The organism is Streptomyces sp. KM273126 (assembly GCF_004337435.2).
GTDB lineage: Bacteria > Actinomycetota > Actinomycetes > Streptomycetales > Streptomycetaceae > Streptomyces > Streptomyces acidicola.
In genome coordinates this window covers 4389827-4416663 of record NZ_SJXB02000001.1, presented here as the reverse complement: position 1 = coordinate 4416663, position 26837 = coordinate 4389827, and the positions used below count along the sequence as shown (strand labels likewise).

Sequence of the window (26837 nt, the reverse complement as noted above, 5' to 3'; positions counted from 1 at the left end):
GTCGCTTACGCGGACGACGCCTAACGCGGACGAGAACACGTCGCGGTACACGGGGGCGTCACACCAGGACGTATCAGACGTAGACGTATCAGACGTATCAATCGCGAAGGATGAGTGCATCGGTGAGCGTCGTCATCATCAAACGGCCGCCGCGGATAGCGCCCCCGGTGGTACCGGACGGCGAGGTCAAACTGGAAACGCCGCCCGAGATCCCGCGCGAGGGCGACGAGAGCATGCTGATGAACCTGCTGCCCATGATGGGCATGCTGGGTTCAGTCGGCTTCTTCTTCATGCCCAGCCTGCCCTCCTACATGAGGGTGGTCGGTGGGCTGATGCTGGCCTCGACCCTGGCCATGGCCATCGCCCAGTTCGCCAAGTCCCGGCAGGGCGGCGGCGCGGGTATGGCCCAGGACCGGCGTGACTACTTCCGCTATCTCGAACAGGTCCGCAAGGACGTACACAAGACAGCTGAACTGCAGCGGCGCAGCCAGCTCTTCCAGCACCCCGACCCGGAGCAGCTGTGGGCGGTGGCGGCCGACGGCAAGCGGCTGTGGGAGCGGCGCCCGACCGACGCGGACTTCGCCTCCGTGCGGATCGGCCGTGGTATCCAGCAGCTGAACACTCCGCTCGTCGCGCCGGAGACGGCTCCCAAGGACGAGCTGGAGCCGCTCACCGCGGCGGCCATGAAGGCCTTTCTCGACGCGCACGGCAGTCTGTCCGACCTGCCCGTCTCCATCTCGCTGCGCGCCTTCTACCACGTGACGGTGTGCGGAGAGACCGACACGGTCTACGGCAACGCCCGTGCGTCACTGGCCCAGCTGGCGACGCTGCACTCGCCCGAGGACCTGATGATCGCCGTGGTGGCGCACCCCTCCGCGGCGGCCGACTGGGACTGGATCAAGTGGCTGCCGCACAGCCAGCACCCGAAGGCCAAGGACGGGGCGGGCTCGGCCCGGCTCCTGTTCGACGACCTCGGCGAGCTGGAGGAGGCCCTGGCGGACCAGCTGGACGACAGGCCCCGCTGGAACCGGGAGGCCAACCCGGTCTACGACCAGCCGCACCTGATCGTGGTGCTCGACGGCGGCACCGTGCCGCCGGACTCCGAACTCGCCAGCAGCGAAGGGCTCCAGGGCGTCACCTTCCTGGAGATCTCCCCCGGCGAACTGGAGGAGGAACTGCGCGCGGGTCTGACGGCCTACGTGAAGCCGGACCGGATGCGGCTGTTCGTCGGCCACGAGTCCGCGTACACCGGCAAGCCCGACGTACTGAACCCGGCGCAGGCCGAGTCCCTGGCGCGGCAGCTCTCCCCCTTCCGGGTCGGCTCCGCGGAGGAGGGCGAACCCCTCCTGTCCAACCTGGACTTCACGGACCTCATGGGCATCGGCGACGCGGGTTCCGTGGACGTCTCCCGCACCTGGCGTCCGCGCACGCTGCACGAGCGGCTGCGGGTGCCGATCGGTGTCGGCGAGAACGGCGAGCCCGTCATGCTGGACCTCAAGGAGGCCTCGCAGGAGGGCATGGGCCCGCACGGCCTGTGCGTCGGCGCCACCGGCTCCGGCAAGTCCGAGGTGCTGCGTACGCTGGTGCTCGGTCTCGCGGTGACGCACTCCTCGGAGACGCTCAACTTCATCCTCGCGGACTTCAAGGGCGGTGCGACCTTCGCGGGCATGGCGGACATGCCGCACACCGCGGCCGTGATCACCAACCTCGCGGACGACCTCACCCTCGTCGACCGTATGCGTGACTCGATCATGGGTGAGACGCAGCGCCGCCAGGAGCTGCTGCGCTCGGCCGGCAACTACGCCAACCTGAACGACTACGAGAAGGCACGGGCGGCGGGCGCCGCACTGGAGCCGATGGCCTCGCTGGTGATCGTGCTCGACGAGTTCTCCGAGCTCCTCACGGCCAAGCCCGACTTCATCGACATGTTCATCCAGATCGGCCGCATCGGCCGTTCGCTGGGCATTCACCTGCTGCTGGCGTCGCAGCGCCTGGAAGAGGGCAAGCTGCGCGGCCTGGACACGTATCTCTCGTACCGGATCGGTCTGCGGACCTTCTCCGCCGCCGAGTCCCGTACGGCGATCGGTGTCCCGGACGCCTACCACCTGCCGTCGATCCCCGGCTCGGGCTATCTGCGGTACGACACCGACACCATGGTCCGCTTCAAGGCGGCGTACGTGTCGGGGGCGTACCACGGCGAGGGCCCCTCGCGGGTGAGCCGCTCCACGCAGCTGCGGCCCGCGCTGTTCTCCGCGGAGCATGTGGCACTGCCCCCGCAGCCGGTGATCGAGGAGCCGGAGCCCGACAACCGGGTGGACGACGCCCTCGCCGACACCGTCCTGGACGTCCTCGTCAGTCGGATGATCAATCAGGGACCGCCCGCCCACCAGGTGTGGCTGCCCCCGCTGGAGGAGGCGCCCTCGCTGGAGCAGCTCCTCCCGCAGCTCGCCGTCACCCCGGAACGCGGCCTGACCGCGCCCGACTACACGGCGCTCGGCCGGCTCAACGTCCCGGTCGGCATGGTGGACAAGCCGTTCGAGCAGCGGCGTGACGTGCTCTACCGGGACTTCTCCGGCGGTGCGGGTCACGGTCTGTTCGTCGGTGGTCCGCAGTCCGGCAAGTCGACGCTGCTGCGTACGCTCATCTCGTCGTTCGCGCTCACCCACACGCCGTCCGAAGTGCAGTTCTACTGCCTGGACTTCGGCGGTGGAAGCCTGATCGCGATGGAGGACCTGGCACACGTCGGCGGCGTCGCCAACCGTCTCGATGCCGAGAAGGTTCGCCGTACGGTCAGCGAGGTCGAGGGCATCCTCAACGCGCGCGAGGAGTACTTCCGCGCGAACAACGTCGACTCGGTCCAGACGTACCGTCAGCGCCGGGCCGCGGGCCAGCTGCCGGACCAGCTCTGGGGTGACGTCTTCCTCGTCATCGACGGCTGGGCGACGTTCAAGACGGACTACGAGATGCTGGAGTCCACCGTCACGGAGATCGCGACGCGCGGCCTCGGCTTCGGTGTGCACGTGATCCTGAGCGCGAGCCGCTACACCGAGGTGCGGCCGGCGCTCAAGGACATGCTGCAGAACCGCATCGAGCTGCGGCTCGGTGACCCGACCGAGTCGGAGATCGACCGCAAGGTCGCGCAGAACGTCCCCGCCACCGTGCCCGGCCGTGGTCTGACCCCGGACAAGCTGCACTTCATGACGGCGCTGCCGCGGGTCGACGGCTCCTCGGAGACGGAGGACCTGTCGGAGGCGACGTCGATCCTCATCCGCGGCATCAACGACAACTGGCAGGGCAACCCCGCTCCGGCCGTGCGGCTGCTGCCCACGCTCTTCCCGGTGGACCGGCTGCCGAAGGGCTTCGAGCACCCGGACCGCGGTGTCGCCATCGGCATCGACGAGTCCTCGCTCTCGCCCGTCTTCGTCGACTTCGAGACGGACCCGCACTTCATCGTGTTCGGTGAGAGCGAGTCCGGTAAGTCCGCGATGCTGCGGCTGCTCATCAAGCAGATCTGCGAGCGCTACACGCCGCAGCAGGCGAAGATCGTCATGGGTGACTACCGGCGTGCCCACCTGGAGGGAGTGCCGGAGTCGCACCTGTCCCGGTACTGCGCGTCGGCGCCCGCCCTGTCGGAGACGCTGGAGGGCCTCGCCGGTTCGCTCAGCCGCCGTATGCCGGGCCCGGACGTCACGCCCGAACAGCTGCGCAACCGCAGCTGGTACAGCAGCCCGGACGCGTTCGTCATCATCGACGACTACGACCTGGTGGCGACCGGCATGAACCCGCTGTCCCCGCTCCAGGAGTACCTGCCCTTCGCCCGCGACATCGGCCTGCGCATCATCATCGCGCGCGCCTCGGGCGGTGCCAGCCGGTCGCTCTACGAGCCGGTCATGCAGCGCCTGCGCGAACTCGGCGCCCAGGGCATCGTGCTCTCCGGCGACCGCGCTGAGGGCGCGCTGCTCGGCAACATCACCGCCTCGCAACTGCCGCCCGGGCGTGGGTACTTCCACACGCGTCGGCGGGGTGGGCAGCTGATTCAGACGGGGTGGCTGCCGGCTCGGTTCTGATCGGGTGCGGGATCGGTAGTAGGGATTGAATTGAGAGGGGCGGCACCCGGGTGGTGCCGCCCCTCTCCGTTGCGTGAGGGGTGGGTCCGGGCCCGGTGTCCCCGCTAGTCTGGCGTTGCGACAGAAAAGGCGAGCCACGGGGGGCAGTTGTGTCGTCGGACTACACGATCTCCGATCCCAAGGTCCTCAAGGACGAGGGCTTCAACATGTTCACGGTCGGCCAGGACTTCGCAAAAGCCGCGAAGAGCCTGGAGGACGGACTGACCGCGCTTGAGAAGGGTGACACCCCGCCCTGGGGTGACGACGACATCGGCTCGAAGTTCGGTGTCGTGTACGAGGGCCTGCGTGACGGCATGTACGACTCGATGGGCAGTCTGGCGGAGCGGCTCGCGGGGATAGGGCTGGCTTTCACGAAGATGGGCGTGGCGCAGGAGAAGAACGAGGCCAGGGAAGAGGAGATCTGGCGGGCGACGACCGCCGAGTACGACGGTCAGGTGAAGATGCCGTCGGGCGTGCAGGCGACGCTGACGCCTCGTCAGGATCTCTGAACTCTCAACGGGTCTGGCGCGCTCAGCGGGTCTGGCGCGCTGCAGGAGGTCTGACGCTCAACGGCTCCGACGTTCAACAGATCTGACCTGCAAGAGATCTCCCTTGCAAGAGACTTGCGAGGGATCTGACTTGCAGCAGATTTGTGACAGCAACCCCCTGAAGTTGTCCGCGGGTGTGTCCGTACACTCTGTGCACTGCTGTGCTTCTGTCTGATTTTCCTTGTGAGTGGGGACAGTTGTACGGCCGTGTCGGCTGACGGGGGTGCTTTAGCTGTGTCGATGATGCTGCCTGACGAGCTCGAGTGGGTTCTCGAGATGCTCGGCTACAACTGGCCGACGGCAGACGAGGACAAGCTGAGAGACTCCGCTGAGCTGTGGCGGAAGTTCGGCGATGACGTCGCCAAGCTGCACGAGTCGGCGAACTCCGCCGCCAGGAACGTGACCGCGCACAACGGCGGCGAATCGATCGACGCGTTCACCAAGACCTACGCCAAGTTCGACAACGGCGGCGACGGCTACCTCGCGAACGCGGCACAGGCGGCGTACATCATCGCGAACGTGATGGAGGCCTGCGCCTACATCGTCGAGTTCGCCAAATGGGCGGTGATCGCCCAGCTGATCGCCCTGGCCATTCAGATCGCCGCCGCACAGCTCGCCGCTCCGTTCACCTTCGGCCTCTCCGAGCTCGGCGCACTCGGCGCCACGCAGGCCACCCGGCTGATCGTGCGCCGCCTCCTCGACGAGCTCAAGGACGCCCTCATGGAGGCGATCGTCGAGGCGATGAAGGAGCCCGCCGTCTCGGCGATCGAGGCGATCATCACCGACCTCGTCCGCCAGACGGTGAACGTCGGCTTCGGCGCCCAGCAGGGCTACGACCTCAGCCAGACCGTCAAGGCCGGGGCCCAGGGCGGCTGGGAGGCCGTCCAGCAGACCCCGCAGACCCTGGCCGAGGGCGTGCGCGACAGCCTGGGGTCGAAGGCGGGCAGCCATGCGCGCAACTCGGTCGAAAGCCGTGTCGATGGCTATGGCCTGGGGTCGGGCACGTCGGGTACGTCGGGGAGTGATGGCAGGGACGGGGGTTCGGACTCGTCTTCCACTTCGTCCTCCAGCTCATCCGGTTCCTCTTCCGATTCGTCTTCTTCATCCTCGTCTTCGTCTTCGTCCAACTCCGGCTCGTCGGGGTCGGACTCGTCTGCGTCGACGCGTTCGGGGAACGGCGCGGGCGTGAACATAGGTGGCGGGATATCCGCCGACGGCGGTGGTGGTGGCATAGGCACGCCGGACGTGGGTGCGGGTCCGAGCTCTGACTCAGGATCCGGGTCGGGGTCCGGGTCCGGCGCTGGGCAGAATTCTTCCGCCTCGGACGCCGCGTCTCCGAGGCCGACACCGTTGCTGTCAGGGCCGACGCTGTCGGACTTCGACGACCCCGCGCCCGGCGGAACGTCGTCCGGTGGCTCGAACTCGGGCGGCTCGTCCGGCACTCCGAGTACGTCCAGACCGTCCCACACCGGCGACGGCCCCTCCGTGTCGAGCATCTCGTCGCCGAGTCCGCAATCCGCGCCGACTGCCGCACCGTCCGGCGGTACGTCGTCCTCGTCGCCGGGTGGCGGAGCGATCGGCACCTCGATCGACAGCCTGGCCGCCACTGTCCCCACCCAGTCGAACGCGGCGCCCACGCCGACGGCGACCGATCCATCCTCCGCGAGCACCGGGGGCCGTACGGATGGCGGCTCAACCACACCGACATCTCCGGTGGCGCCTTCCACGGGGGGTGGTGTGTCCGGCTCGCACCAGGGCGCCAGCGCCTCTGGCGGTACGCCCTCCGCCACGAGCCCCACCAGCCCGGCCCCCAACTCGGGTGCGGCACGGAATCCTTCCGCCAGCACGCCCGGTACGCCCTCCCCCACTGGAACCGGACCTGCCTCCACTCCGAGCGCCACGTCACCCGCGACGACGCCACGGAGTACCCCGACTCCGACGCCGGACGGTCGCACGCCCGGTACGGATGGCCGTACTCCGAGCACTCCAGCCACGCCGGACGGTCGAATACCGACCCAGCGCACCCCTGGTACGGCCCCGGGTGACGGAACCACGCCCCGGAACACGCCCGGTACGACGCCGGGCGACCGCACTACGCCCCGCAACACCCCAAGCACCACGCCGGGCGACGGGACGACACAGCGGAACACCTCGGGTAGTACCCCGGGCGACCGCCCCTCGCCTCGCACCAGCCCGGACCCGACCGGCACGCGCACGTCCACGCCGGGGCAGAACCCGGGCACGAGCACCCCCACGACGACGCCCTCGACGTCCACCGGCACGGGGACCGGCACCGGCTCCGACCGGACCTCCACGCCGAGCAGCAGCAACCCGAACTCCTCGACACGGCCGGGCCCGGCGCAGACGCCCAGCACGCCCAGCACGCCCAGCACATCCAGCACACCGGGAACGCAGAACCAGCCGAGCGCCGGTACACCCGCCACTCCCACCAGGCCGCCCCAGCAGCCCCAGCAGCCCCAGCAGCCCCAGCAGCCCGCGGGCAGTACCCCCAACACGCCCAACACCCCGCAGCAGCCGGCCGCGCAGCCTCACACACCGCAGAACACCCCGCCCAACCCGCAGCAGCAACAGCAACAGCAGGTGACCGCGGTCCCGATCCACACGGTGGTCGCGACCCCGAGTTCCTCGACGTCACCGTCACACGCGGCTCCCGCCACACCACACCCGCCGGGCTCGCCCCAGACCACCCCCGGCGACCCGAACCACCAGCAGCCGCCGCAGCAGGACAGCCTGGAGGACATCCGCTCCGACCTGGACCACTACCCGGGAGGTCTGTCCGAACCGGACCCCGCCGACCAGCAGGCACTGGTCGACGCCGTTCCGCACAACGAGGACGGCACCCCGGAACGCTTCCCCGACCCCTTCGGCTCCTGGTCACAGCTCCAGAACGACGGCGGCATCACAGTCCCCGGACGCAGCAACAACTGCGCCGACTGCTCCCGCTCCTTCCTTGAGACCTGGTACGGAAACCCCCAGGTCTCGGCCGCCCGAACCCCCGACTACGACGAAAACGGCAACCACGACCCGTTCACCCCCGAGGACAACGCCAACGACAACCAGATCCGCTGGACAGGCGCCGCCCACACCTACGCCGGGCCCGGCGGCGACCCCGAGACCGCCAACAACATCGCGTCGGTCCTCCAGCAATCCGGCCACGGCTCAGCGGCCATCGTCCAGGTCGACTGGCCGAACAATGGGGGCGGCCACGCCTTCAACGTCGTCAACCACAACGGCAACATCATCTGGATCGACACCCAGAGCGGAGAGGTCAGCAGCCAGCCTCTCCACATCGACAACGCGGAACACGTCTGGCATATCCCCCTCGACGCGGACCGGAACCCGATAGACACCACCCAGTCCGGCGCGGAGGACTCCGAGAGCCACAACGACGAGACGCAGAACCAGAACGACGACGAGTCCCAGCCGGAGAACTCCGAAAACAACGGACAGCCGGAGAACAACCAGAACCCGCAGAACGACGCCTCGGGCGACACCTCAAAGCAGGGCGGCGACCCCGACACGGGTACCGGCTCTTCCAAGTCGGCGGACCCCAGCACACCTGATGCAGGTGATGGCCGGGAGCGCTCCCGGGACACCCAGGAAGGCCGGCAGCCGTCCCCGGACGACAGCGACGCTGATCCACGGCAGCAGCCTCAGTCGCAGCAGTCTCCCTCCCCCGAGACCACCTCGGTACAGAACCGCCCGTCAGCGGCCGAGACCCTGAACACCCCGGATCAGCAGTCACGCCCGGACGAGGCGACGCACCCCGACGAGCAGGACCGCACCCCCGACAAGGAGTCCGAGCAGCCCACCACGACGACGGAGAGCGCGTCCAGGCCCGACTCCCCTTCGGAGCACCGGGACCCGCCCACCCACACCACACCGGACAGCGCCGACAACGGCACGCCGGACAAGGGCACGCCCCCCACCCGGACCGCGACGGACGCCCCGAGCGACCCAACGACCAATCGGGACACACCTTCGCGGACCACCGCTCCCTCGGACCCCCGTACGTCCATTCCGCACCAGCAGACCCCGGACCCCCGGCCCGCCGACCCGCGCATTACGGACCCCCGCACCACGGATCCGCGCACGGCCGATGCCCGCACGTCAGACCCGCGCACGTCAGACCCGCGCACGTCGGACCCACAGCGGGACTCTCCGACGCAGAAGAGGCCGGAGGCCAACGAGCGCCCCTCCGGAGAGCGCCCGAGCACCCCGCCACGGCCGGACCAGACGCGTCCCGATCACCTTGAGGACCCGCGGTCGGAGACTCCGGACAGGGACCGGTCCGAGGCCCCGGACCAGACGCGTCCCGCCGGCCCGAACCAGTCGCCGGGCGACGACCATCGCGACCGCCCGCACGACATGCGCAGCGACTCGGCGGTCCCCACGCGCGAGAGCCTGCCGGACGGCAGGAACGCCGAAGCGGCCAATTACGTCAAGGACTCGGTCAACGGGAAGAAGCCGCTGTACGGCGACATCGCGGCCGAGAACCCGGCGCAGACATCCCGGCCGACGAGTCCGGAGCGACCCTCCGGTCCGGCGGAGCCCGCAGGCAACGATTCCACTGACGCCAACGAGCAGGCACGGCGCCGGAAGCGCGATCTGGCGATGCTCGCGCGCGCCAATTCGAGGGACCCGGAAGACAAGGACTGGTTCGAGAAGTGGTACAAGCCGAAGAACGGGTACCGCAGGAGCGCGACCAATCCGGCCGAGGACGGCCGTCCCGTTCCCCAACTGCATCCGACCGACGATCCTGACAAGCCGTGGATGCTGGCCAGTGATGTGCCGGACGCCGATCGGGAAGACTATGTCGACGGGAGCAAGAAGACTGGCGTCCGGGACGAAGGGATATCCGAAGACAACCAGAAGCGGCTGGACAAGGCCGCAGTGGCACGCCAGAAGGCAATCGACGCGGACCGACAGCCACACGTGGACCGGAAGGCAGCCAAGGACGCCTACGAGGCGAACGCGACTCCCGAGAACAAGAAGAAGTTCGAGGAAGCAGACGCGCTGCACAGCCCGCTGCACGGGAAGATGACGCGGGCCAGCGAGACGTACGGCGATATGGTCGCCGAGTTGCACGCAATGCCCGAGCACTTCTCGGAGTACAGCAGTCGCGTCGACGACCGCGGGACCGGAAACAACCGGTTCGACCAGATCTGGACGATTCCGGACAGTGACCCGCCCCAGTTCGTCGTTGTGGAGGCCAAGGGTTCACTGGACGCCAGTCTCGGTGAACGGCGAGGGCTCGCCCCGGAGGAAGGCTCCGGTCAGAGTCCATCACCCATCGACCCTAGTCAGGAACAGGGCGACGGGACCCAGGGTGATGCCGATCAGGACGATCCGCGTCCTGGTGTGCCGAAGGTCCGGCAAGGCACTCGCGCATACTTTGAGACGATCCTTCAAGAAATGCAGGATCGCGCGGACCGGAACGAGCTGAAGGCCAAGACCGACGCCGAACTGGAGGCCGCCAAGGCGGAGCGAGCGCTGGCAGAAGCCCTCGACGAGGCCCTGAAGGCGAATCCGTCGCGGATCAAGTACGTGCTCGTCAAGGGAAATGGCGAGGGTTCCCAGCACACTGGTTACGAGATCGCGCAGTTCGACATCAGAACGAAAGCGGAGAAGGAAAGAGATGCAGATTCCGCGACATGAGTTCCCGACGCGAAACGTCGCGTCGGTCCTGGAATCCAGGGGCAAGCGCTTCTGGCGCGACGTTGGAGCCCTCCAGGACGAACCCTCATGGTTCTCGAACGCTCTGGCTTCCGGCGTCCAGCTCTTCGGCCTGCACTGCTCCGTGGACCCGGGGGCCGACAAGCTCGAGACCTGGGAATCCTGCGTTACCGCGATGCAGGTCGGCTCCGCCCTCTTCGCGTCGGCCCAGGCCACGACCAACAGCATCGAGTACCGCATCGATCACGAGATGCGTCCCATCCGCGCCGGTGCCCTACCCCGGGCCCATGCCGGAAACTGGCTCACTGCCTTCTGGCTGGCATGCGTCTGCCGTGAGAAGAAGCGGATGACCGAGCTGTGCCAATTCCCGGTCTCACAGCTGCGGGAAGCCGACGGGGTTTTCGACGCGTACATCTACGACTGGGTGGAGGCGCTGCAGGCCTACTGGCTCAAACGCCCGGACTTCGGCGACAAACTGGTAACCGCGGTGGAGGGCACCGACCCCGATGTGCTGCGGCACGCACCGCGCGACAGCGTCCTCCTGATCATGTATCCCCCGATGAACCTCCTCACCCAGCTGGCCCGCGGAGACCAGGAAAAGTTCAACACTGAACTGGCCAAGGCCCTGGAGTGGCACAAGGACTACTGGACCCGCGACGAGGACCGCGAACTGGAAGCCCGTGGCCTCGTGGCTCTGGGCCCGCTGGCCGTGTCCTGCCTCGCCGTTCAGGCCGGCTTCACCATCAGCGTCGAGTCCGAATATCTCCCCAAGGCACTGCTCGACGGCAGCTGGGTCAACGAATTCCCCACGTAGCCCCCAGCCACGCACCCCAGGCAGCAGAGAGGAAGCCCATGGCTCCCGACACCCCCACCCCAGCAACCCAAGGCCCGCCCACCACCCCGGACGAAGCCGTCGACATCGTCCGCGCCCGCTACGCCCAGCCCAAACTCCCCGACGGAACCCCCGCCGAACTCCAGGTACACGAGTTCGACATCGGCTACCTCGTGTACCCCACGTTCCCGCCCCGCCCCGAGGCATCCGGCCCCCGCCAACCCGCCCCGCCCGGCGGAGCCAAGATCGTGGTGTCGAAGGAGACCGGCGAAACCGTCACGGTCCCCAACTACCCCACCGAACAGGCCATCGCGCTGTACCGGAAGAACCGCGCGCGGAACACCTGACGGCCGGGTGAGCCGCCCGCGCGGGCCCCACAACACCGCTCTCCCCCGACCGCCTCACCACTCCGACACAGGACGGACACTCATGGCCGGCGCAACCGATGCCTACGCACCGCATCCCTACGTAGGCGGCCGCACGGCAGTGTTGCGTGCCCTGGCTGCCTGGCGGGTGGAGTGGCCGGGCACCCCGCGCGTCCTGGTCATGACGGGAAACCCGGGCAGCGGTCGATCGCATCTGATCACCGGGTTCCTGATGCTTTGCGACCCGGAGTACCGCAAGCGGCTTCCCCTGGACGAGCTCGACCCGTCGACCGTGCCGCCCGAGCTGCCCGCACCTGCTGTGCCGGGGGCTGCCGGGATGACCGCGGCCCAGGTCGCTTGGCTCCTCGCCGATCATTTCGGTCTGGAGGCCGACGGTGTGTCGGAGGTGTTCACTGAGCTGGCCACCGTCGCCGGCCCCGTCGCCGTGGTCGTGCCGGACGTCGACCGGGCCGGGCCAGTACGCACTGCGGACGAACCAGCTCGGCTCACGCGAGAGGTACTCAAACCTCTTGCCGCCATCGAGACGGTCCGCCTGCTCACTGAGATGCCCCGCAACCTCGCGGAGGAGTTCACAGCCGACTTCCCCGCCGGCACCGTGCAGGTCATCGACCTCGACGCACCGCACTGGACGGACCCTCAGGGCCTGATACTGCAGGCCGAGGCGCTGCTGAACCCGCAGTTCGGCGCGCCGGAGGCGCCCTTCACCACCGACCCACCGGCTAGACGGTCACTCGCCGAGGCCATCGGACGCCAAGCCGGGACCAGTCCGCTCGTCGTGGAACTCGCCGTACGGAGCATCCTGACGAGTCCGGGCACTGTCGTCCCGCACGACGAGACGCACCTCCCTTCGTCCGTCGGAGAGGCACTCGACCTGCACGCCCGCCGCCTCGGAGCGGACCCGCAGATCCTGCGTCAGCTGCTGGCCCCCTTGGCCCTCGCGGAGGGCGACGGACTGCCCGTCGGCATCTGGGAGAGGCTCGTCAGCGCCCTTGCGGGCAAGGACATGAGCGGAGTCATCGCGAGCAGCGGTGCGCTGACCGGACCCTTCGTCCAGGCGCCTCAACCGGACGGGGACGGCAGCGCACGCAGGCTCCTCCAGTTGCTCCACCCGGCCGTCGGCGACGAGATCCGCGCCGGCCTGCCGAACGTCCGCGCCGCTCAGACACAGATCGCGGTGGCTCTGCTGGAGGCCGTGCCCGAGCAGGACTGGGCCCAAGCCGATCCCTACGTACGCGACCACATAGCGGGTCACACCCTGGAGGCGGGGCTACTGCCCCAACTCCTCACGGACCCAGGGCTTTTCGTGCACGCCGACCCGGTGCCGCTGCGAGCCGCCGTCGAGGCTGTGCCGACTGGGGAGCTCGCTGCGCCGGCCCGCACGTACCTCCGCACGGCACCCCTTCTGACCCGTACCAAGGCCCCCGCCACGCTGCGCGCCGCGCTTCTCGAGACCGCGTTCGTCGAGGACGGCCTGCCCGAGTACGCCGATGCAGTACAACAGCGGCTCGGCTTCGAACTGCCCTGGCTGACCCTGTGGAGCGTGCCCCTCCCTGGGATCAGCGCCGTGACCGTCGCCAACCTGCCCCGCCACGACGGGCCGGCCATCCCTGTGGCCGTTCTCGCCGTGCCAACGGACACGCCTGGCGCCCACCCGGTCGGCGAGACGGGCCCGGAGAACGAGGCGAGCCGTTCCGCGGTGCTCGTCCACGGCCTCGTACGACCGGACGACCTCGGCGAGACCGGCACCGCCCCCCACCCGACGCAAATCCTGCGCCCCTCCGAGGAGGAGCGTGCCGCCGCCCCGCTGGGGCTGAGCCGCGGCTCCGACTACGTTCGTGTCTGGGACCGGGCAAGTCAGAAGGTCGTGGCCGAGTTGATCTCCGACGTGCCCTTCACCGCTGCCGACCTGTCCCCCGACGGCATCCTCCTCGTCGGCACCGAGCGCGGCGCCAAAGCCCTCCGCATCCGCCCGACGGGCCCAGCGACAGCCTCGTAGACTCACGACACACGTCCCGTCAATGAGGTCCCTCGCCACTCGATCATCGTCGAGCAAATGTGGCACGGGGTGTGCTGACAGCGCCGGGGCGGCACGTCTACGGTCCGCCCCATCTCCCTGGCCCTGCCACCGCCGTGCCTCGTACCTGCCCCCAACGGCCTTCACGCAGCCCGCTCGGGCTCCGACGGGCCCCTCCGGAACTCACTGATAGCTTGCTGCCCCTGTCAGTTCACTCCAGGGGGATCGATGAGCCAGCCGCCGTTCCAGCCACCCCAGCAGCCATCCCAGCCACCGCAGCCGCCCCAGAACCCCTACAACCCGTACGGCCAGCCCGCCCCACCGCAGTACCCGCAGCAACAGCCGCCCCAGCAACAACCGGGGTACGGCCCGGCGCCCGTTCCCGGGCAGCCACCGATGCAGGCGGGCCCGCCCCCGGTCCCGGGGCAGCCACCTGTGCACCCGATGCAACCCGGACCGCCGTACCAGGCACCCTCTTTCGGGCAACAGCCGAACCCGGCTGGCGGGAACCCCGTCGGCGCGGTCCTCCTCGGGTTCTTCGCCTCGGTCGTCGTCTCCCTGATCTACAGCGGGGTCATTTTCGCCACGTACAAGGACCAGTCGGAAACCACGGCCCACACCTTGTACATCGCGCACGCGCTGCTCAACGGTGTCGCCGTGGGCGCCCTGGCCGGCCTGGTGGGTGGTCGCGGCAACGGCGCCCTGATCGGCGCGGCCGTCATCGCCCCCCTCGGGGCCTTCTTCGGCTACACGAATGCCGTTCCGCTCGTCATCGCCGACAGCCAAACACCCTCTGTCGTGTGGGACATGCTGGAGAACGAGCCCTTCTTCCCGGCCAAGGCCTGGTGGGGCAGCGCGAGCGACTCCACATGGATCTCACTGCTCGGTCTCGTGGTCGCCGCAGCCGCTGCCTGGGGGCTCGCCTACGTCGCCGGCAACAGGGGCCGCCGAGCCTGACGCGGGCTCCGACGCGGGTGCCGGGCGGAGCCACTGCCCGGAGGCATCTCCGCCACGTGCGTCGGAGCCCCGTACGTCGACACGTCGTACTCCGTGGTCTCAGTGATCTCAGTGATCTCAGTGATCAGTACAGCGAGAACCCACCGCTGTGCCGTCCCGGGCCCTTCTTGCCTGACTGCCCTGGCTGTCCTGACTGGCCGGGTTGACCGGACCGCGAGGACTCCCCCGTGGAGCGCCCCCGCTCGGACGGCGATCCCGAGGACGGGTCACCGCTCGCCGGCGTCTCTCCCCTCCTGATCCGCTCCCGTTCCTCCTCGGAGAGCGACTCCCACTGCCCGCGCAGGGACGCCATGCCGCCCCCGCCCAGGGTGCGTGCCACCGCGGGGTCGTCGAGGGCGTCGCGCAGGGCGAGGCGGCCGGAGAGCAGCCTCTTCGCCGCGTCCTGCATCTCCTTGCTCGCACCTCCGTCGGATGCGGAGAGCCTGCGCAGGGCGGAGTTCAGGGAACGTATCTGCTCCGGTTCCAGTGCTTCGTCCAGCACTCCGCGGTCCGGCGAAGAACCGTCCGGGTTCGGGGAGTTCTCGGGTCGCCTGGCCATCTCGCTTCTCCTCGTCTCTCCTCGCTTCGCGTCACCCGCAGTATCTCCCGCCGCCCCCGCGAGTCGCTGCAGTGGTGCAGTGGTGCACCAAAGACACACCCTCCCCGCCGTACTCATAGGCACGGGTGCCATGCTGACTGACCGCACCAGCCGAAGAGCAAGCCCAAGAGCAAGCCGAAGAAGAGAAGGACGGCATCGTCATGGCTCGAAAGGCTCGAAAGCAAGGCACCGGGACAAACAACTTCCTCGTCGGCCTCGTCAGCAGAGCCTTCGGCCGCCTCGGCCGCGCGGGCGGCCTGGTCTTCCTGGTCGCGGGCCTCGCCCTGAGCGGATGGGGCGCATACGAGGGGGCGTACGCGGCGGGGTGGACGGGCACGCACGGCACCCTCACGGTCAAGGAGTGCGAGGTGAGCTACCCGAACAACGCCTCGCGGAGCAGCCGTAAGAACCGCCGCCCCATCCGCTGCGACGGCACCTTCGTCTCCGACAACGGCAGGAGCGAGGACGCCAACGCCGCGGTGCAGGTCAGGCATCGGTACGAGCCGGGCACCGAACTGTCGGTGCAGCAGACGGACCCGCCGACGACGGATGGCGCCACGGACGGCGCCACGGACGGCGACTACATCCAGAGCGGCATGGACCGGGCCTGGCGCTTCCTCGGCGCCTTCTTCGGTGGCTGGGTCCTCACAGGCCTCGGCGTCTTCTGCCTCGTCACGGGTTACGCACCGTTCGGCCGGAGCCGCATCTCGTACAACGCGGCCTGGGAGGCGTCGGGGCGAGGAGTGACGCGCCCGGCCGTGCTCGGGATGATCGGTGTGGGCCTCGTCGGGGCCGGGGTGTCGTTCCTGGTCAGCTACTTCTTCTGACACTTCTTCCGACGGCCGCCGACACCGGCACCGACACCGACGATGTCATCACACGGGCCGCTGAACCTCTCCCACACCTCCGCACGGTCGAGGAAAGGTGCAGATCCTCTTCAGAGCCGGTGGAGGCGGTGGCGGCGGACACGGCGGTGGAGGTCGGGCCGCCGCTCAGAGACTCCAGCCACGGCCGCTGTGCTTGCCCGGCCGGTTGCCCGAGCCGCCCTCCGAGCGGCTGCGCTCACGCGCCTCCTCGTCCAACTCACCCCGCACCGCGTCGAGTTGGCGTCGGCCTTCTTCCTCGGCCTCGCGGCGCTCCGACTCGGACATCGCCTCGTAAGCGCGCAGGCCCTGCTGCATGCCGGAGCGCATGGCCTCGCCGTACGCGGGGACGTTGGCGGCGTCACGGAGACTCAGCCGACCGGACAGCACCTCACCGGCCATTTCACGCAAGGCCGGATCGTTGCTGCGATCGAGGATCGTCTGGAGTGATTTGCGCAGTTGACGCGCTCTGACCGGATCGCCGGTCATCTCCGTGAACTGCTCGTCAGGTTGTGGACTTGTGCTCATTTTGGACACGCTCGTTCATCAGGGCGTACGTGATGGCAGGCTATGGTATCCAGCCATCAGCGGGTCAGACAGGGGGACGGCGGCAGTGTCATTCGATGTGGAGCCGGACGACGTTCGCAGCTTCGGCAAGCAGATCGGGCGCGCTGCCGAGGACGCCCAGGAAGCGAAGAAGTACGCCAAGACACACGGCGACGCGGTGGGCGGCCAGTCCCAGGATGGGCTGATCCTGCACCTGCTGGGGCTGCACCCGTCAGCGGTGGACAGGGTCGACGACACGCTGGAGCGCGTCCGTAAGCTGCTGGACTCCAGCTCCCGAGAACTGGACCGCTCCGCCGGCCTGTACGAGAAGACCGACCACGACGAAGCGGCACGCCAGGACGCCACCTACCCGGCGTCCAAGCGCTGACCAGGGGAGCGCCCGTCCATGTCCTTCACCGACACCGTAGAGCCCACGTCGTATCTGAAGGCGCCGCAGACGAAAGAGCCCGAGAAGGGCCCCGTCAGCGACGTCATCGGTGCGGTGAGCGACCTGCTGAGCCCGTCCGCCTGGGCGGCGGAAGCCCTGAAGGCGGCCTTCGACTTCGACCCGTTCGAGGAAGTGGCGAAGTGGTTCGCCGGGGACTGGGAAGGCTATGCCAAGTGCGCCGACGCCTGGGCCAACATCGGCAAGCTCACCGCCGGCATCGCCAAGAACCTCGACAGCGGCAACGGCACCCTCGACCAGACCTGGAACGGCAACGCCGCCGACAGCGCCTTCGTCTACTTCGAGCAGCTCGCTGACAAGATCGAGGGCCTGCAGGACGACTTCGACCAGCTGAAGCAGCACTACGACGAGTTGTACGCGGCCGTGTGGGCCGGTGCCGACCTCATCTCGGGCCTGTGCAAGCAACTGTTGGACGAGGCGATCATCGCAGGGGTCGCGTTCGCGGCGGGCACGCTCCTCGCGGAGACAGGGGTCGGACTGATCGCGGGTTACGCCGTGGGGGCACTTGAGATCATCCAGATGATCAAGACGTGGGGCCGCATCACCGAGGCCTACAGCGCGTGCGAGCAGGCGGTGATGATCTCGGTAACGGCGTCCGGCGCCATCGTCGGCGGCCTCGGCACGGCGCTGCAGAACTTTCCCGAGGTGGGCGGGGCGTACGACCACCCGGGAGTGTGAGCGGGCGTCCCGCGCCGGGGCTCCTCCGGGGCTGCTTCCGGCGCGGGGCGGAGGCTACGGTCCCGCCCCGCCTCAACTCACGGTCACGTACGTGAAGTACGAGACGAGCATCCCCGCAAGCCCCACCAGCAGCAGCGCGTTGCGCACACGGCCGGCGGTCGTCCCCTTGATCCCGAACGTCACCATGGCCAGCACCCGCGTACGGTTCTCGCCCCGCCCGAACCAGCGCGGCTGAATCCCCGTCGCGAGGAACGGCACGGCCAGCGCCGAGAAGGCCAGCCCTCCGAAGACCGCCATCACGCCCTGCGCGAGACCCTTGCCACCGGACAGCTTGTAGGTCGCGCCGTCCTCGTGCACGTCGAGCTTCTGACCGACCGCGACGTCGGCGGCACCGCCGCCCCGGTACTCGGCGTTCTCGACCGGCTCACCGCCCCCGTCCGGCCGGAACGTCCCGGAGCAGCGCGGCTCGTCGAAGGCCTTGCCGCTGCGGTCCTGCTTCCAGCACCGCTCCACGGTCAGCGTTCCCTGCACACCCTGCACCCCGGCGGCGGTCAGCATCATGTTGACCCCGGCCGCGCAGATCCCCAGCGCGACGAGGAGCAACAGGACCCCGAACAGTCGCCCGCCCACACCGCGCTCAGGCAGCTGAGCAGGGTCGCCGAGCACGGTCTCCCTGAGTTCCGTCACAGCCCCTCGCCTCCCACCGAGCACACCCACGAAGGCGCCCATCTTCCCACGCATGTTCACGGCCGCAATCCATGTGGCTCGCACCACGTCCAACGCCCCGTGCCAGTAACTGCCACCCTCACAAAACCCCGCAGTATGCGCTGTGCACGGGCGGTGAAGCCTCTCGAACGAAGCGGTAGAGATCATTGACTACTGTGGATCTTGCCGTGAAGTTGAAAATCTCAACTGTCGGGACACGGGGGACCGAATGAGTCAGGGATTTGGCGTAACGAGCGAAGCGCTGCGGACGTATGCCCGCAACACCGAGCCGGACGTCGAGCGGATACAGCGGATACGCAACCGAATCCAGCAACTGGAGCTGTCCGACGGCACCTTCGGCAAGCTGCCCCAGTCGGACGAACTGAGCGCCGACTACGACACGAAGCAGCAGGACGCGGTCAAGGACCTGGGTGACGCGGCCGACGCCCTTCAGGGCATCGTCGACGCGGCGCGGGTGACCGCGGACCGCTACGACGGCAATGAGGACGACACCGCGGCCGGCTTCGGAGGCGCGTGATCATGGACATACTCAGCCGTCTCGGCGTCAGCATCAGCGGGCCGTTCTCCGACACCCTCGACGAGATCATCCGGGGGATCATCAAGCAGTTCGGCCTTGAGGACGACCTGGAGAAGGTCAGCGGCGACAACGAGAAACTCGTGGAAACGGCCGCCCAGTACCGGCAGGCGGCTCGGGACCTGCGCGGCGTCGTCCAGGACCTGGAGGCCGAGCGCAGGACACTCCTCAAGAAGTGGAGTGGTGAGGCCGCCGACGCGTTCCGCGCGAAGTCGCTGGCGTTCGAGAAGGCGCTGGACGGCGAAGCCGACGACATGGACACCATCGCCACGCTCCTCGAAACGGCTGCGGAAGCCTGTGCCATGGCCGAGCAGCTGATGATCGATCTCATCGTCGAGATCATTGAGATGGCGCTGGCCGCGGCGGCCACGACGGCGATTCTGTCGCTCCTGACGGCCGGCGCCGCCGCCGCGATCGGACCGCTGATCACGGCTGCCGGCATCGCCCAGAAGGCCCTGAAGGCCGTCAGGATCACCTCCAACCTTGCCGACAAGCTGAGCGACCTGGCGAAGAGCCTGAAGGCGATCAAGCGAGCCGAAAAGCTCGCGACCGAACTCAAGAAGCTGGGCGCGGGAAAGAAGAACGCCCAAGAGGCCTACCGCATGGGCCTGGACCGCTACCGCGGCAAGGTGGACGGCATCGCGGGCGGCAACCAGGCCGACCTCGCCCAGTACGTCGCGTTCCAGGCGACCAAGCGCGGCATCAAGAAGGGGATCGTCACCCCCATCATCGGCCAGGATGTGGGCGAGCCCATCCGGCAGGCGTACGACGAGTTCGCGCCCAGCGACGCGCCGGGCGTGACACCGAGGGAACCGACAGCCTACGACCGGCGGCCCGAGTCGCAGAGTTTCGACCAGCGGATGTCCATGGCCGAGACTGCCACTCAGAAGAAGGTACGAGAGGACTTCGGGTGACCTGCGGCAGGGTCGAGGTCGACGGAACACGACGAATGGAGGGGCTTGTATGACAACGGCCAGGACGGACGCCGCCCTCCGGGAGCTGGCGACGACAGCGCTCCAGGGCGACCGCGTGGTCCACCTGCAGCCGGTGGTGTCCCACTCCCGGGTGCCCAGGCCGCCGAGGCGACGACGGCGGCACCCCGGCGTCCTGCCCCATGGCGGACGCCGCCCCAAGCCCTCCGCCGGGGTGCGGGTGCTGGCCGGGCTGACCGGCTTCCTCTCGTGGGTCACCGCCCCGCTCGATTTCCTCGGCGACCTGCTCCTGATGCCCTTCCGGGGGCTGTTGTGGCTCTGCCGGAGCAAGGAGAAGCGCCGGCGGGAGAAGGGACTCAACGGCGGATGGGACAGTGCAGCCGGGGGCCTCGCGATCGCTGTGCACGTCTGGGGCGACCGCGTGCTGGCCGTCGGAGAGCGACAGGTCGGCCTCGTGTACGTCGGTGAGCGCGAGGCGGAGCTCGCCTGGACCGTCCCCCGGGAGGAGGTGGCCGGTGTGGAGCTTGCCGACTGGGACACCCACGACGAGCAACGGGCCACGCTCCGGTGGCACTTCCGGGACGGGTCCTGGTGTGACGTGGTGGCACAGGGCGCCGGGTGGAAGTACCTGGTCGACGCTCTGCCCGTGCGCTGAACGGCTCCGTGACGGTCGGGCAGACGTGGCGGTTCAGCCGAAGTCGTTCGTGCCAGGCGTGGGACGGGTGCTGATGGTCTCGTCGTACGTCGGCATGTTGGTGCCGTACGAGGTGCGCGGGTCCGGTAGCGGTGCGTCGCCGGACGGTCGGCCACCCGGGTCGAAGCCCGGGGCTGCGCCGCCCGGGTGCCCGATGGGGTGGTTCTCGCCCTCGCGCGGGCGCAGTGCTGCGGGCATCTCACCGGGGGTGGCCTGCGTCGCGGTGTCCGAGCCGGTCTTCTCGAAGTCCTGGGAGACCCGCTCTTCGTTCCACTCATGGCCGTCCGCCGACGACCTGAGGTTGTCCCCGCCGGCCTGGACGCGGGCGCGCAGGCCGTCGAGGGCGGGCTTCCAGCTGGTGGCGATCTCCGTCAGGGCGGGCCCGATCGACCAGCCGGTGAGCGAGCTGCCCGCAGTCCTGGCCTCCTTGACCGCCTTGTCGGCGGGGTCCTTCATGGTGCGGGCCATGCCGTCGCAGGCTCCGGCTGAGGCGCGTAGTTCGGCCGGGTCGACTTTGGTGCGCTCGGACACTTCCGTCTCCTCTCAGGCGTTCAGAACTGCTGCTGCTTGGCGCCGGGCGGGAGCATGCAGGGGGTGCGTACGGAGAAGGAGAGGGCTTGCGGCTCCTTCTTGCCGGAACCAACGGTGTCGGCCTTGATCCGATAGGAGTTCTTCTTGTTGCGGGCACTGAAGATCGCCGATGAATAGGCGTCCTGGAACTCCCGGTATCCGGTGACCTCGTACCCTTGCTCGGACAGTTCCCGGCGGAGCGTCCGCACGACGCGTGTGTGTTCCGTGACGGGAGCCGGGGAGTAGACGTAGTAGAAGAGGCTGTACCGCCCGTCCTCAGCCACCTCGTCGTTCTCCCCGATACACGCCTCGAAGTTCACCTTGGCCGTCGAAGGGGTGAGTTCGACATCGGTGAGCCGGGCCATATACGCGGTGTAGTCCTCGGCCCATTTCACCGCGGCGTCCTTTTCCATACGGGGCAGCGGGGCGTTGGGGTTGTCGCTCTGGGACATACAGCCTCCAGTCGAGAGCAGGGCTGCGGAGACAGCGACGGCCGTGCGGAGAAGGGGATTACAGCCCGGGGACAATGGTGGCCTCCGGCGGCAGGTCGCTGCCCTTCTTCGGAACCTCCCCTGGCCGCTTGCCCGCGATGATTCTTCCCTGGTTGTCGAGGGATTCACTGTCCTTGTCCCAGTAGCCGCTGTGGCCGTGGGTGTCGACTTCGAAGTTGTTGCCACCGAAGCCTCCAAGCATCGGGTCGCGGCCGAGGGTGTAGTCGGAGAAGTGGTTGATGATGGGGTCGTCCTCCGCTCCGCCGATCCAGACGTGTTCTGGATCCATCTGCAGATCGTCCGCCTCGTCCACCGTCATCCCCGGACTGCCGACCACCACGATGTCGTCCGCGCCCAGGCCGGAGCCTCCTGCGGCGGCGGCACCGACCACGGTGGAGCCGTAGCTGTGCCCGAGGACGGTGGTGTGACTCGGCGACCCGTCGTGCGAGGCCTGCGTACCCGCCACGAACTGACGCAGGTCCGGAGCGGCGTCCTCGGCCCGCCCGGTCCCGCCGACGCTGTTGAAGTCGGTCGACTTGGCCTCGGGAGCGTCGTATCCGAGCCAGGTGACCATCGCCACACTCTCGGCCTTGGACTGCTCCTCCGCCGCCGTCTGCAGCTTGCCGATGCGCTCAAGCTGACCAGGCACACCGGTCATGTCCGTATTGGTGCCGGGCACCAGGATCCCGGTGTGCGCGGCGGTGTCCGGGTTGCCCATGGCGATGACGGCCCGACCGTCGTCCTTGGAGTCGTAGCCGAGGAGGTACAGCTCCTTGCCCTTGGGGGCGCTGTCGCCGGCGTTGAGCCGGTCATTGAGCAACAGGGCGTTGTTCAGGCGTTGGTTGACCGTCTCGTCGCTCTCGCCCGGGAATCCCTCGTCGTAGTTGCCCTCCTGGAGCATGTTGAGCTCCTGGGCGAGGGCCGTGCGATTGGCGTCGTTGCGTACGTCCGTCGGCAGACCGTCGGTCGCGCCGATCTCCTTCGGATAGAGCGTGGTGTAGGTCTGGCGCTCCTCGGGGCTGAGGGCCTTCCACCACTCGGCGGCGGCCTTCGGGTCGTCCTCGGGGATCTGCGGGGGCTCCACGCCGAGAGCTTTCATCGCTCGCTCGGTGTCCTGGGCGGATTCCGCTGCCGCGTCATGGTTGAACGGATCGGTGAGGATGTCGCCGTTCAGCTCCGTCAGGGCCCTCACGCCGTCGTTGCTGGCTTTGTGCGCGTCGCTCAGGGCCTCGTCGATACGTGTGCGGTGCTCCTGGAGCAGAGCGCCGCGCTCCTCGGCGATCACCTGATTGCTGCGTGGAAGGTCCGCGATCACTCCATCGCTGATCCCACCGTCGGCGTCGACCTCGAAGCCGTCCTCCTCCGCACGCCGTACCGCGTTGCGGAGTTCCGTCTGGGCCTGCTCCATCCAGAACTTCGTGGATTCCAGGGCGGAGGCGATGGCCATGGCCTCCGTCTCGACCACACCGATCCGCGACTCGACGTCCTCCAGGTAGTAGAGGGCCGATTCGGCGTCGTCGCCCTGCCAGGAGTGGCGCAGCGGTCCGGTGACCTGCCGGCGGTGGCGGTCATTCAGGGAGTCCATCGTCGACGACAGTCCATGCCAGGCCTTGGCCGCGGCTTCGATGTCGGAGAAGTCCTGCTTCATCAGCCGCGAGAAGTCAGAGGCCACTTCGGCTCCCGCTCGACCTGAACCCGAGCGGTTCAGAGCATGACAAGCCGATTACGCTTCCCGGCGACATAGGACAACCCCCGTTGCTACTGCTCGCCCATGAGTTCGAGGCGCCCAGGCTAGCCGACATCGTCGCCGCAGAGAGGGCGTCCAGGTAATGACCTGGCAATGACGGACAGTTCGACCGGCAGTTCCGCGATCGCCCAGCGACCGGTTCCCGTTGTCGTCCGTGAACGCCGAGGCCTCCTCGCGGTGAGCCGGTGAAGGTCCTGCGAACACGAAGACCCTCGACGGAGCGTTCGATTCCTGCTGGATAACGTGTTGCGACAGCACATGATGCGCGTTGCGGGACAGGGGGATGCCGGCGCCATGGGAGCGGGCTTCAAGGTAGAGATATCGGAGTTGGACGGTCTCGTCAGGGAACTCCACCGGAGTCAGGACGAGATGCGCGCGGCGCTGAACGCGCTGCGCGACACCGGCCCGAAGACCACGGGGAGCAAGGAACTCGACAACGCGTGCGACGAGTTCCACGACAGCTGGGACGACGCGATCACGAAGATCGCCGAGGGCACGCAGGCCATCGAGGACGGCCTGAAGAAGACCCGCGACACCTACCGGGACGTCGAAACGGCCCTGCGTGACGGCTTCGCCGGAAAGGGCGGCACCCAGTGAGCAGCGACACCTACCCCGCGCTCGGCTTCGACCCGGCCCCGGGCAACCCCGGCAACGTCGACTCGCTCTCCGCCCGCACCAAAAAGGCCGCGGACGCGCTCGACAACGCCCAGAACAGCATCAAGCGCCTCACAGGAAACGTGACCTGGGCCGGGGACGCCGCCTCCGCGTTCTCGAAGAAGGTCGGAGAGCTGCCCCGCTATCTGAAGGACAGCCACGAGGCGATGCGCACGGCGTCGTCGGAACTGTCGAAGTGGCGCGAGGCGCTGACCGACTACCAGAGCACGGCGCGTACGTACGAGACCCAGGCCAAGGAAGCCAAGGGCCAGGTCGCCTCCGCGGAGAAGACCAAGAGCACCGCGACCGACCGCTACAACCAGGCGGCCTCCGATCCCGCGTTCCGCCTCAGCGGCCAGTACTTCACCGGCACCGCACTCCAGGACGCCCAGGCGAAGATCGACGCGGCCAGCACACGGCTGCAGCAGGCTGACGGCGACCTGTCGGCGGCCTCCTCGCGACTGGACCAGGCCGAGCGCGAACTCGAAGAGATCATCAAGCGGGCGGAGCGGCTGTACGAGGAGCACCAGGCCCAGGCCCGCGGCATCGCGAGCCACCTGCGCAAGGCGACCGACGGCGCACCCGACCCGGGGTTCTGGGAACGCCTGGGCGATCAGTTCCAGAAGCTCGGCCACGCCATCCAGGAGTGGTGCGCCCGCAACAAGGACCTCCTGAAGTCCATCGGCGACTGGCTCGGCAACATCTCCGCCGTCCTCGGCATCCTGTCGCTGCTGACCCTGTGGTGCCCACCTCTGTCGGGCGCCCTCGCCCTGGCCAGCGCGGGGTTCTCGGCGGGGGCGCTGCTTGCGCACGGGGCGGCGAAGATCGGTGGGGCGGACATCGGGCTGATGGACCTTGCGGGTGACGCGCTCGGGATCATTCCGGGGGCGGGGTTCGCGAAGACGGCCGTCACCGGGTCCGTGAAGGTCGCCGTACGCACGGAGCGGATCGGGGAGGCGATCGTCTCGAACGTCGACGACGTGCAAAGGATGGTCCGGTTGAACCGACTCGTCGGCGATGGAGTCGCGCAAGCGAGCGACTTCACACGAGAAGGCGGCCGTATCCTCCGCGCGGCTGAGGGCCAAGTCTTCAAGGCCACGGGCGGCATGGGGAACCGACTGCAGCTTGCCTGGGAGAACTCGGTCGCCAAGAACCTGGGCGCCTCGATCAGCGAAGGCGGGCTCGGGAAGATGATCTCCAACACCCCGATACTCAAGGACCTGGACTCCCTCAAGGCGGCCATCCGCGTCGACGGCAGCCTCGATCCGACCTCCTGGTGGTCCAAGGGTCCTCTGCTGGCCCAGTCGGTACCGGGTGCCGTGACCGGCATCTACGACAGCATCACGGGAGAGTAGGAATGGCTGCCGCACCGCACACCGAGCAATCCCCGGATCCGGTCCTTCGCCACCCGTCGCGGCTGGGGCTCCTCACGTGGTTCGTGGTGCAGTGGATCCTGATCCCGGTGGACTTCATCGCGCGGACCCTCTGGCTGCTCGTGCTCTTCTTCGGGGACGGTACCCCGGACCAGCTGTTGCGGCTGCTGGATCCCCCGTCGCGATTCCTTTCACCGGGCAAGCTCCTGGTGCGGATGTCGCACAACCCCGCCAAGCACGAGGCCTATCTGGACCGGGAGTTCGCTCGCCTGGCCCAGGAGATCGACCGAGGGAAGTTCAGCTGGCGCACACGGGTGTTTTACGGGGTTGCGCACGAGGTGCACTCCGACGGATACCTGTACCGCATCGGGGTGCATCCCCGCGAGTACCGAGGCGTTCCGCTCAGCACACTGAACCGCCTGGCTTCCCCGCACGCCCTCACCGTCGAGGCTTCATCGGACCTCAAGCACGGTGTGGCCCTTCGACCCGCACACGTAAAGGATTCTTGGTGACGCAGTCCGCAGCCGACGAGCTCCGGGGCGGAACGGATGAGCCCCGCTCCGCCGAACCGGAACTGCACCTGGACATACCCGGAGGGTTCAATTCCCTGGGCCTCGACCTCGACGGCGAGGAACGCCTGGAGCAACTCTGGTCCATCGCAGAGAAGATCTGGCCGACCGGCAGCGACTTCCAACGCGAGGTCGCCTTCCACTCCTACCGCGAGATGGCCGACCACGCCCTCGCCGAGAACTCCTTCTACGCCGGCTTCTGCCTGGACGAGGCACCGGACGGCCGCCTCACCACCGCCTCGCTGCTGGCCCGCCTCGACCCGTTGGACGAGCCGGACGCCGAGCTCTCGGCACGCGGCCTCTTCGAAGCGCTGTCCGCGAATGACAACAACACGGTCGAGGAGATCCGTGTTCCAGCTGGGCCAGGCGTTCTCGTCCTGTGCGGGCTGCAATGGCAATCGGAACCGGGGGACGACACCGCCCCGTCCCTTCCCCTCGCACGGGCCGATGTCTACCTCCCGCTTCCCCGCATGGGCCACCTCCTGGTCCTGAGCCTCGCCACCCCGTCGCTGCCTGATCTCCCCTTCTACGTCTCGCTGTTGTCGAAGTCCGCCCACGACCTGGTGGTGTCCGGCGGAGCAGGGGCCGGGCCCGGCCCGGGCAATGGGGGCGGCGAGGAGACGGGGCCGATCGCCGAGCATGTCAGGGCGGACTTCGGGTAGCAGGGCATCCGCACAGGTAGGCGTGCGTGTGGGCTCAGCAAGGAAGGACGGGTACGCAGACCCGGGCATCTGTCGATCAACCCACACGCAGGAAGCTCAGCGCCGACTCCTCGAT

23 protein-coding genes are annotated in these 26837 nt (G+C 68.4%); 17 read left to right on the top strand and 6 right to left on the bottom strand.

The genetic code is table 11. The features are described from left to right. The first annotated feature begins 122 nt into the window (after positions 1 to 122). From eccCa to E0500_RS18965, 7 genes are all read left to right on the top strand, one after another. Positions 123 to 4067 carry a type VII secretion protein EccCa gene (gene eccCa / locus E0500_RS18995; RefSeq protein ID WP_131566348.1) on the top strand — a complete coding sequence of 1315 codons (3945 nt, stop codon included), beginning with the start codon at positions 123 to 125 and terminating at the stop codon, positions 4065 to 4067. 149 nt (positions 4068 to 4216) lie between these two features. Beyond that, positions 4217 to 4615: a hypothetical protein gene (locus E0500_RS18990; protein WP_131566344.1), complete on the top strand. Its 399-nt coding sequence runs from the start codon at positions 4217 to 4219 to the stop codon at positions 4613 to 4615. A gap of 279 nt (positions 4616 to 4894) precedes the next feature. Continuing rightward, positions 4895 to 10333 (top strand): toxin glutamine deamidase domain-containing protein, encoded by a 5439-nt coding sequence (locus E0500_RS18985; protein ID WP_131566341.1) that lies wholly within the window; start codon positions 4895 to 4897, stop codon positions 10331 to 10333. Next, positions 10314 to 11165 carry an immunity 49 family protein gene (locus tag E0500_RS18980; protein ID WP_165935088.1) on the top strand — a complete coding sequence of 284 codons (852 nt, stop codon included), beginning with the start codon at positions 10314 to 10316 and terminating at the stop codon, positions 11163 to 11165. Before E0500_RS18985 ends, E0500_RS18980 begins: the two co-directional genes overlap by 20 nt. Positions 11166 to 11203: 38 nt before the next feature. Next, positions 11204 to 11530 (top strand): hypothetical protein, encoded by a 327-nt coding sequence (locus E0500_RS18975; RefSeq protein WP_181587050.1) that lies wholly within the window; start codon positions 11204 to 11206, stop codon positions 11528 to 11530. An 82-nt stretch (positions 11531 to 11612) separates the two neighbouring features. Further along, entirely contained in the window at positions 11613 to 13565 is a 1953-nt protein-coding gene (locus tag E0500_RS18970; RefSeq protein ID WP_131562103.1) for an ATP-binding protein, read from the top strand. A 246-nt stretch (positions 13566 to 13811) separates the two neighbouring features. Further along, positions 13812 to 14540, top strand: coding sequence for a hypothetical protein (locus E0500_RS18965; protein WP_131562105.1), 729 nt, complete (start codon positions 13812 to 13814; stop codon positions 14538 to 14540). A gap of 124 nt (positions 14541 to 14664) precedes the next feature. Here the strand turns inward: E0500_RS18965 and E0500_RS18960 are convergent, their stop codons facing one another. Beyond that, positions 14665 to 15138, bottom strand: coding sequence for a hypothetical protein (locus E0500_RS18960; protein WP_131562107.1), 474 nt, complete (start codon positions 15136 to 15138; stop codon positions 14665 to 14667). 200 nt (positions 15139 to 15338) lie between these two features. On the opposite strand from E0500_RS18960, the gene E0500_RS18955 reads away from it, so the two are divergent. Next, complete coding sequence (locus E0500_RS18955; RefSeq protein WP_131562109.1) at positions 15339 to 16004, top strand: hypothetical protein; 666 nt, start codon at positions 15339 to 15341, stop codon at positions 16002 to 16004. Positions 16005 to 16169: 165 nt separating this feature from the next. Here E0500_RS18955 and E0500_RS18950 read toward each other — a convergent pair whose 3' ends face one another. Beyond that, positions 16170 to 16568, bottom strand: a complete 399-nt coding sequence (locus E0500_RS18950; protein ID WP_131562111.1) for a hypothetical protein — start codon at positions 16566 to 16568, stop codon at positions 16170 to 16172. Between the two features lie 85 nt (positions 16569 to 16653). Between E0500_RS18950 and E0500_RS18945 the strand changes: the two genes are divergently transcribed. After that, a complete protein-coding gene (locus E0500_RS18945) occupies positions 16654 to 16974 on the top strand; it encodes a type VII secretion target (RefSeq protein ID WP_165934944.1) in 321 nt (106 codons plus the stop codon). Between the two features lie 18 nt (positions 16975 to 16992). After that, positions 16993 to 17730 carry a hypothetical protein gene (locus E0500_RS18940; RefSeq protein WP_131562115.1) on the top strand — a complete coding sequence of 246 codons (738 nt, stop codon included), beginning with the start codon at positions 16993 to 16995 and terminating at the stop codon, positions 17728 to 17730. Between the two features lie 72 nt (positions 17731 to 17802). Here E0500_RS18940 and E0500_RS18935 read toward each other — a convergent pair whose 3' ends face one another. After that, a complete protein-coding gene (locus E0500_RS18935) occupies positions 17803 to 18417 on the bottom strand; it encodes a hypothetical protein (protein WP_131562117.1) in 615 nt (204 codons plus the stop codon). A 247-nt stretch (positions 18418 to 18664) separates the two neighbouring features. Here E0500_RS18935 and E0500_RS18930 point away from each other — a divergent pair, with 247 nt between their 5' ends. From E0500_RS18930 to E0500_RS18920, 3 genes are read left to right on the top strand one after another with little or no spacing between them, the layout of a single operon-like run. Next, positions 18665 to 18973, top strand: coding sequence for a hypothetical protein (locus E0500_RS18930; protein WP_131562119.1), 309 nt, complete (start codon positions 18665 to 18667; stop codon positions 18971 to 18973). 2 nt (positions 18974 to 18975) lie between these two features. Further along, complete coding sequence (locus E0500_RS18925; RefSeq protein ID WP_131562121.1) at positions 18976 to 19944, top strand: WXG100 family type VII secretion target; 969 nt, start codon at positions 18976 to 18978, stop codon at positions 19942 to 19944. Positions 19945 to 19993: 49 nt separating this feature from the next. Further along, positions 19994 to 20617 (top strand): hypothetical protein, encoded by a 624-nt coding sequence (locus E0500_RS18920; protein WP_131562123.1) that lies wholly within the window; start codon positions 19994 to 19996, stop codon positions 20615 to 20617. A 33-nt stretch (positions 20618 to 20650) separates the two neighbouring features. Here the strand turns inward: E0500_RS18920 and E0500_RS18915 are convergent, their stop codons facing one another. The 3 genes from E0500_RS18915 to E0500_RS44985 are packed head-to-tail and all read right to left on the bottom strand — an operon-like array spanning position 20651 to position 23389. Beyond that, entirely contained in the window at positions 20651 to 21187 is a 537-nt protein-coding gene (locus E0500_RS18915; RefSeq protein ID WP_131562125.1) for a WXG100 family type VII secretion target, read from the bottom strand. A gap of 20 nt (positions 21188 to 21207) precedes the next feature. Then, on the bottom strand, positions 21208 to 21678 hold the full coding sequence (locus E0500_RS18910; RefSeq protein WP_131562127.1) for a hypothetical protein: 471 nt from the start codon (positions 21676 to 21678) through the stop codon (positions 21208 to 21210). 58 nt (positions 21679 to 21736) lie between these two features. After that, positions 21737 to 23389 (bottom strand): alpha/beta hydrolase, encoded by a 1653-nt coding sequence (locus E0500_RS44985; protein WP_131562130.1) that lies wholly within the window; start codon positions 23387 to 23389, stop codon positions 21737 to 21739. A 369-nt stretch (positions 23390 to 23758) separates the two neighbouring features. Here E0500_RS44985 and E0500_RS18900 point away from each other — a divergent pair, with 369 nt between their 5' ends. The 4 genes from E0500_RS18900 to E0500_RS18885 are packed head-to-tail and all read left to right on the top strand — an operon-like array spanning position 23759 to position 26722. Next, positions 23759 to 24061, top strand: coding sequence for a WXG100 family type VII secretion target (locus tag E0500_RS18900; protein WP_131562131.1), 303 nt, complete (start codon positions 23759 to 23761; stop codon positions 24059 to 24061). Beyond that, positions 24058 to 25473: a putative T7SS-secreted protein gene (locus E0500_RS18895; protein WP_131562133.1), complete on the top strand. Its 1416-nt coding sequence runs from the start codon at positions 24058 to 24060 to the stop codon at positions 25471 to 25473. Before E0500_RS18900 ends, E0500_RS18895 begins: the two co-directional genes overlap by 4 nt. A gap of 2 nt (positions 25474 to 25475) precedes the next feature. Then, a complete protein-coding gene (locus tag E0500_RS18890; protein ID WP_131562135.1) occupies positions 25476 to 26003 on the top strand; it encodes a hypothetical protein in 528 nt (175 codons plus the stop codon). After that, complete coding sequence (locus E0500_RS18885; RefSeq protein WP_131562137.1) at positions 26000 to 26722, top strand: hypothetical protein; 723 nt, start codon at positions 26000 to 26002, stop codon at positions 26720 to 26722. The genes E0500_RS18890 and E0500_RS18885 overlap by 4 nt, the downstream gene beginning before the upstream one ends. Positions 26723 to 26837 lie beyond the last annotated feature (115 nt).

Excerpts from the sequence above, each read along its gene's own strand:
- E0500_RS18985 (WP_131566341.1), top strand. The coding sequence starts at position 4,895 with ATGATGCTGCCTGACGAGCTCGAGTGGGTTCTCGAGATGCTCGGCTAC.
- E0500_RS18980 (WP_165935088.1), top strand. The coding sequence starts at position 10,314 with ATGCAGATTCCGCGACATGAGTTCCCGACGCGAAACGTCGCGTCGGTC.
- E0500_RS18975 (WP_181587050.1), top strand. The coding sequence starts at position 11,204 with ATGGCTCCCGACACCCCCACCCCAGCAACCCAAGGCCCGCCCACCACC.
- E0500_RS18970 (WP_131562103.1), top strand. The coding sequence starts at position 11,613 with ATGGCCGGCGCAACCGATGCCTACGCACCGCATCCCTACGTAGGCGGC.
- E0500_RS18965 (WP_131562105.1), top strand. The coding sequence starts at position 13,812 with ATGAGCCAGCCGCCGTTCCAGCCACCCCAGCAGCCATCCCAGCCACCG.
- E0500_RS18960 (WP_131562107.1), bottom strand. The coding sequence starts at position 15,138 with ATGGCCAGGCGACCCGAGAACTCCCCGAACCCGGACGGTTCTTCGCCG.
- E0500_RS18955 (WP_131562109.1), top strand. The coding sequence starts at position 15,339 with ATGGCTCGAAAGGCTCGAAAGCAAGGCACCGGGACAAACAACTTCCTC.
- E0500_RS18950 (WP_131562111.1), bottom strand. The coding sequence starts at position 16,568 with ATGAGCACAAGTCCACAACCTGACGAGCAGTTCACGGAGATGACCGGC.
- E0500_RS18940 (WP_131562115.1), top strand. The coding sequence starts at position 16,993 with ATGTCCTTCACCGACACCGTAGAGCCCACGTCGTATCTGAAGGCGCCG.
- E0500_RS18930 (WP_131562119.1), top strand. The coding sequence starts at position 18,665 with ATGAGTCAGGGATTTGGCGTAACGAGCGAAGCGCTGCGGACGTATGCC.
- E0500_RS18925 (WP_131562121.1), top strand. The coding sequence starts at position 18,976 with ATGGACATACTCAGCCGTCTCGGCGTCAGCATCAGCGGGCCGTTCTCC.
- E0500_RS18920 (WP_131562123.1), top strand. The coding sequence starts at position 19,994 with ATGACAACGGCCAGGACGGACGCCGCCCTCCGGGAGCTGGCGACGACA.
- E0500_RS18910 (WP_131562127.1), bottom strand. The coding sequence starts at position 21,678 with ATGTCCCAGAGCGACAACCCCAACGCCCCGCTGCCCCGTATGGAAAAG.
- E0500_RS18900 (WP_131562131.1), top strand. The coding sequence starts at position 23,759 with ATGGGAGCGGGCTTCAAGGTAGAGATATCGGAGTTGGACGGTCTCGTC.
- E0500_RS18890 (WP_131562135.1), top strand. The coding sequence starts at position 25,476 with ATGGCTGCCGCACCGCACACCGAGCAATCCCCGGATCCGGTCCTTCGC.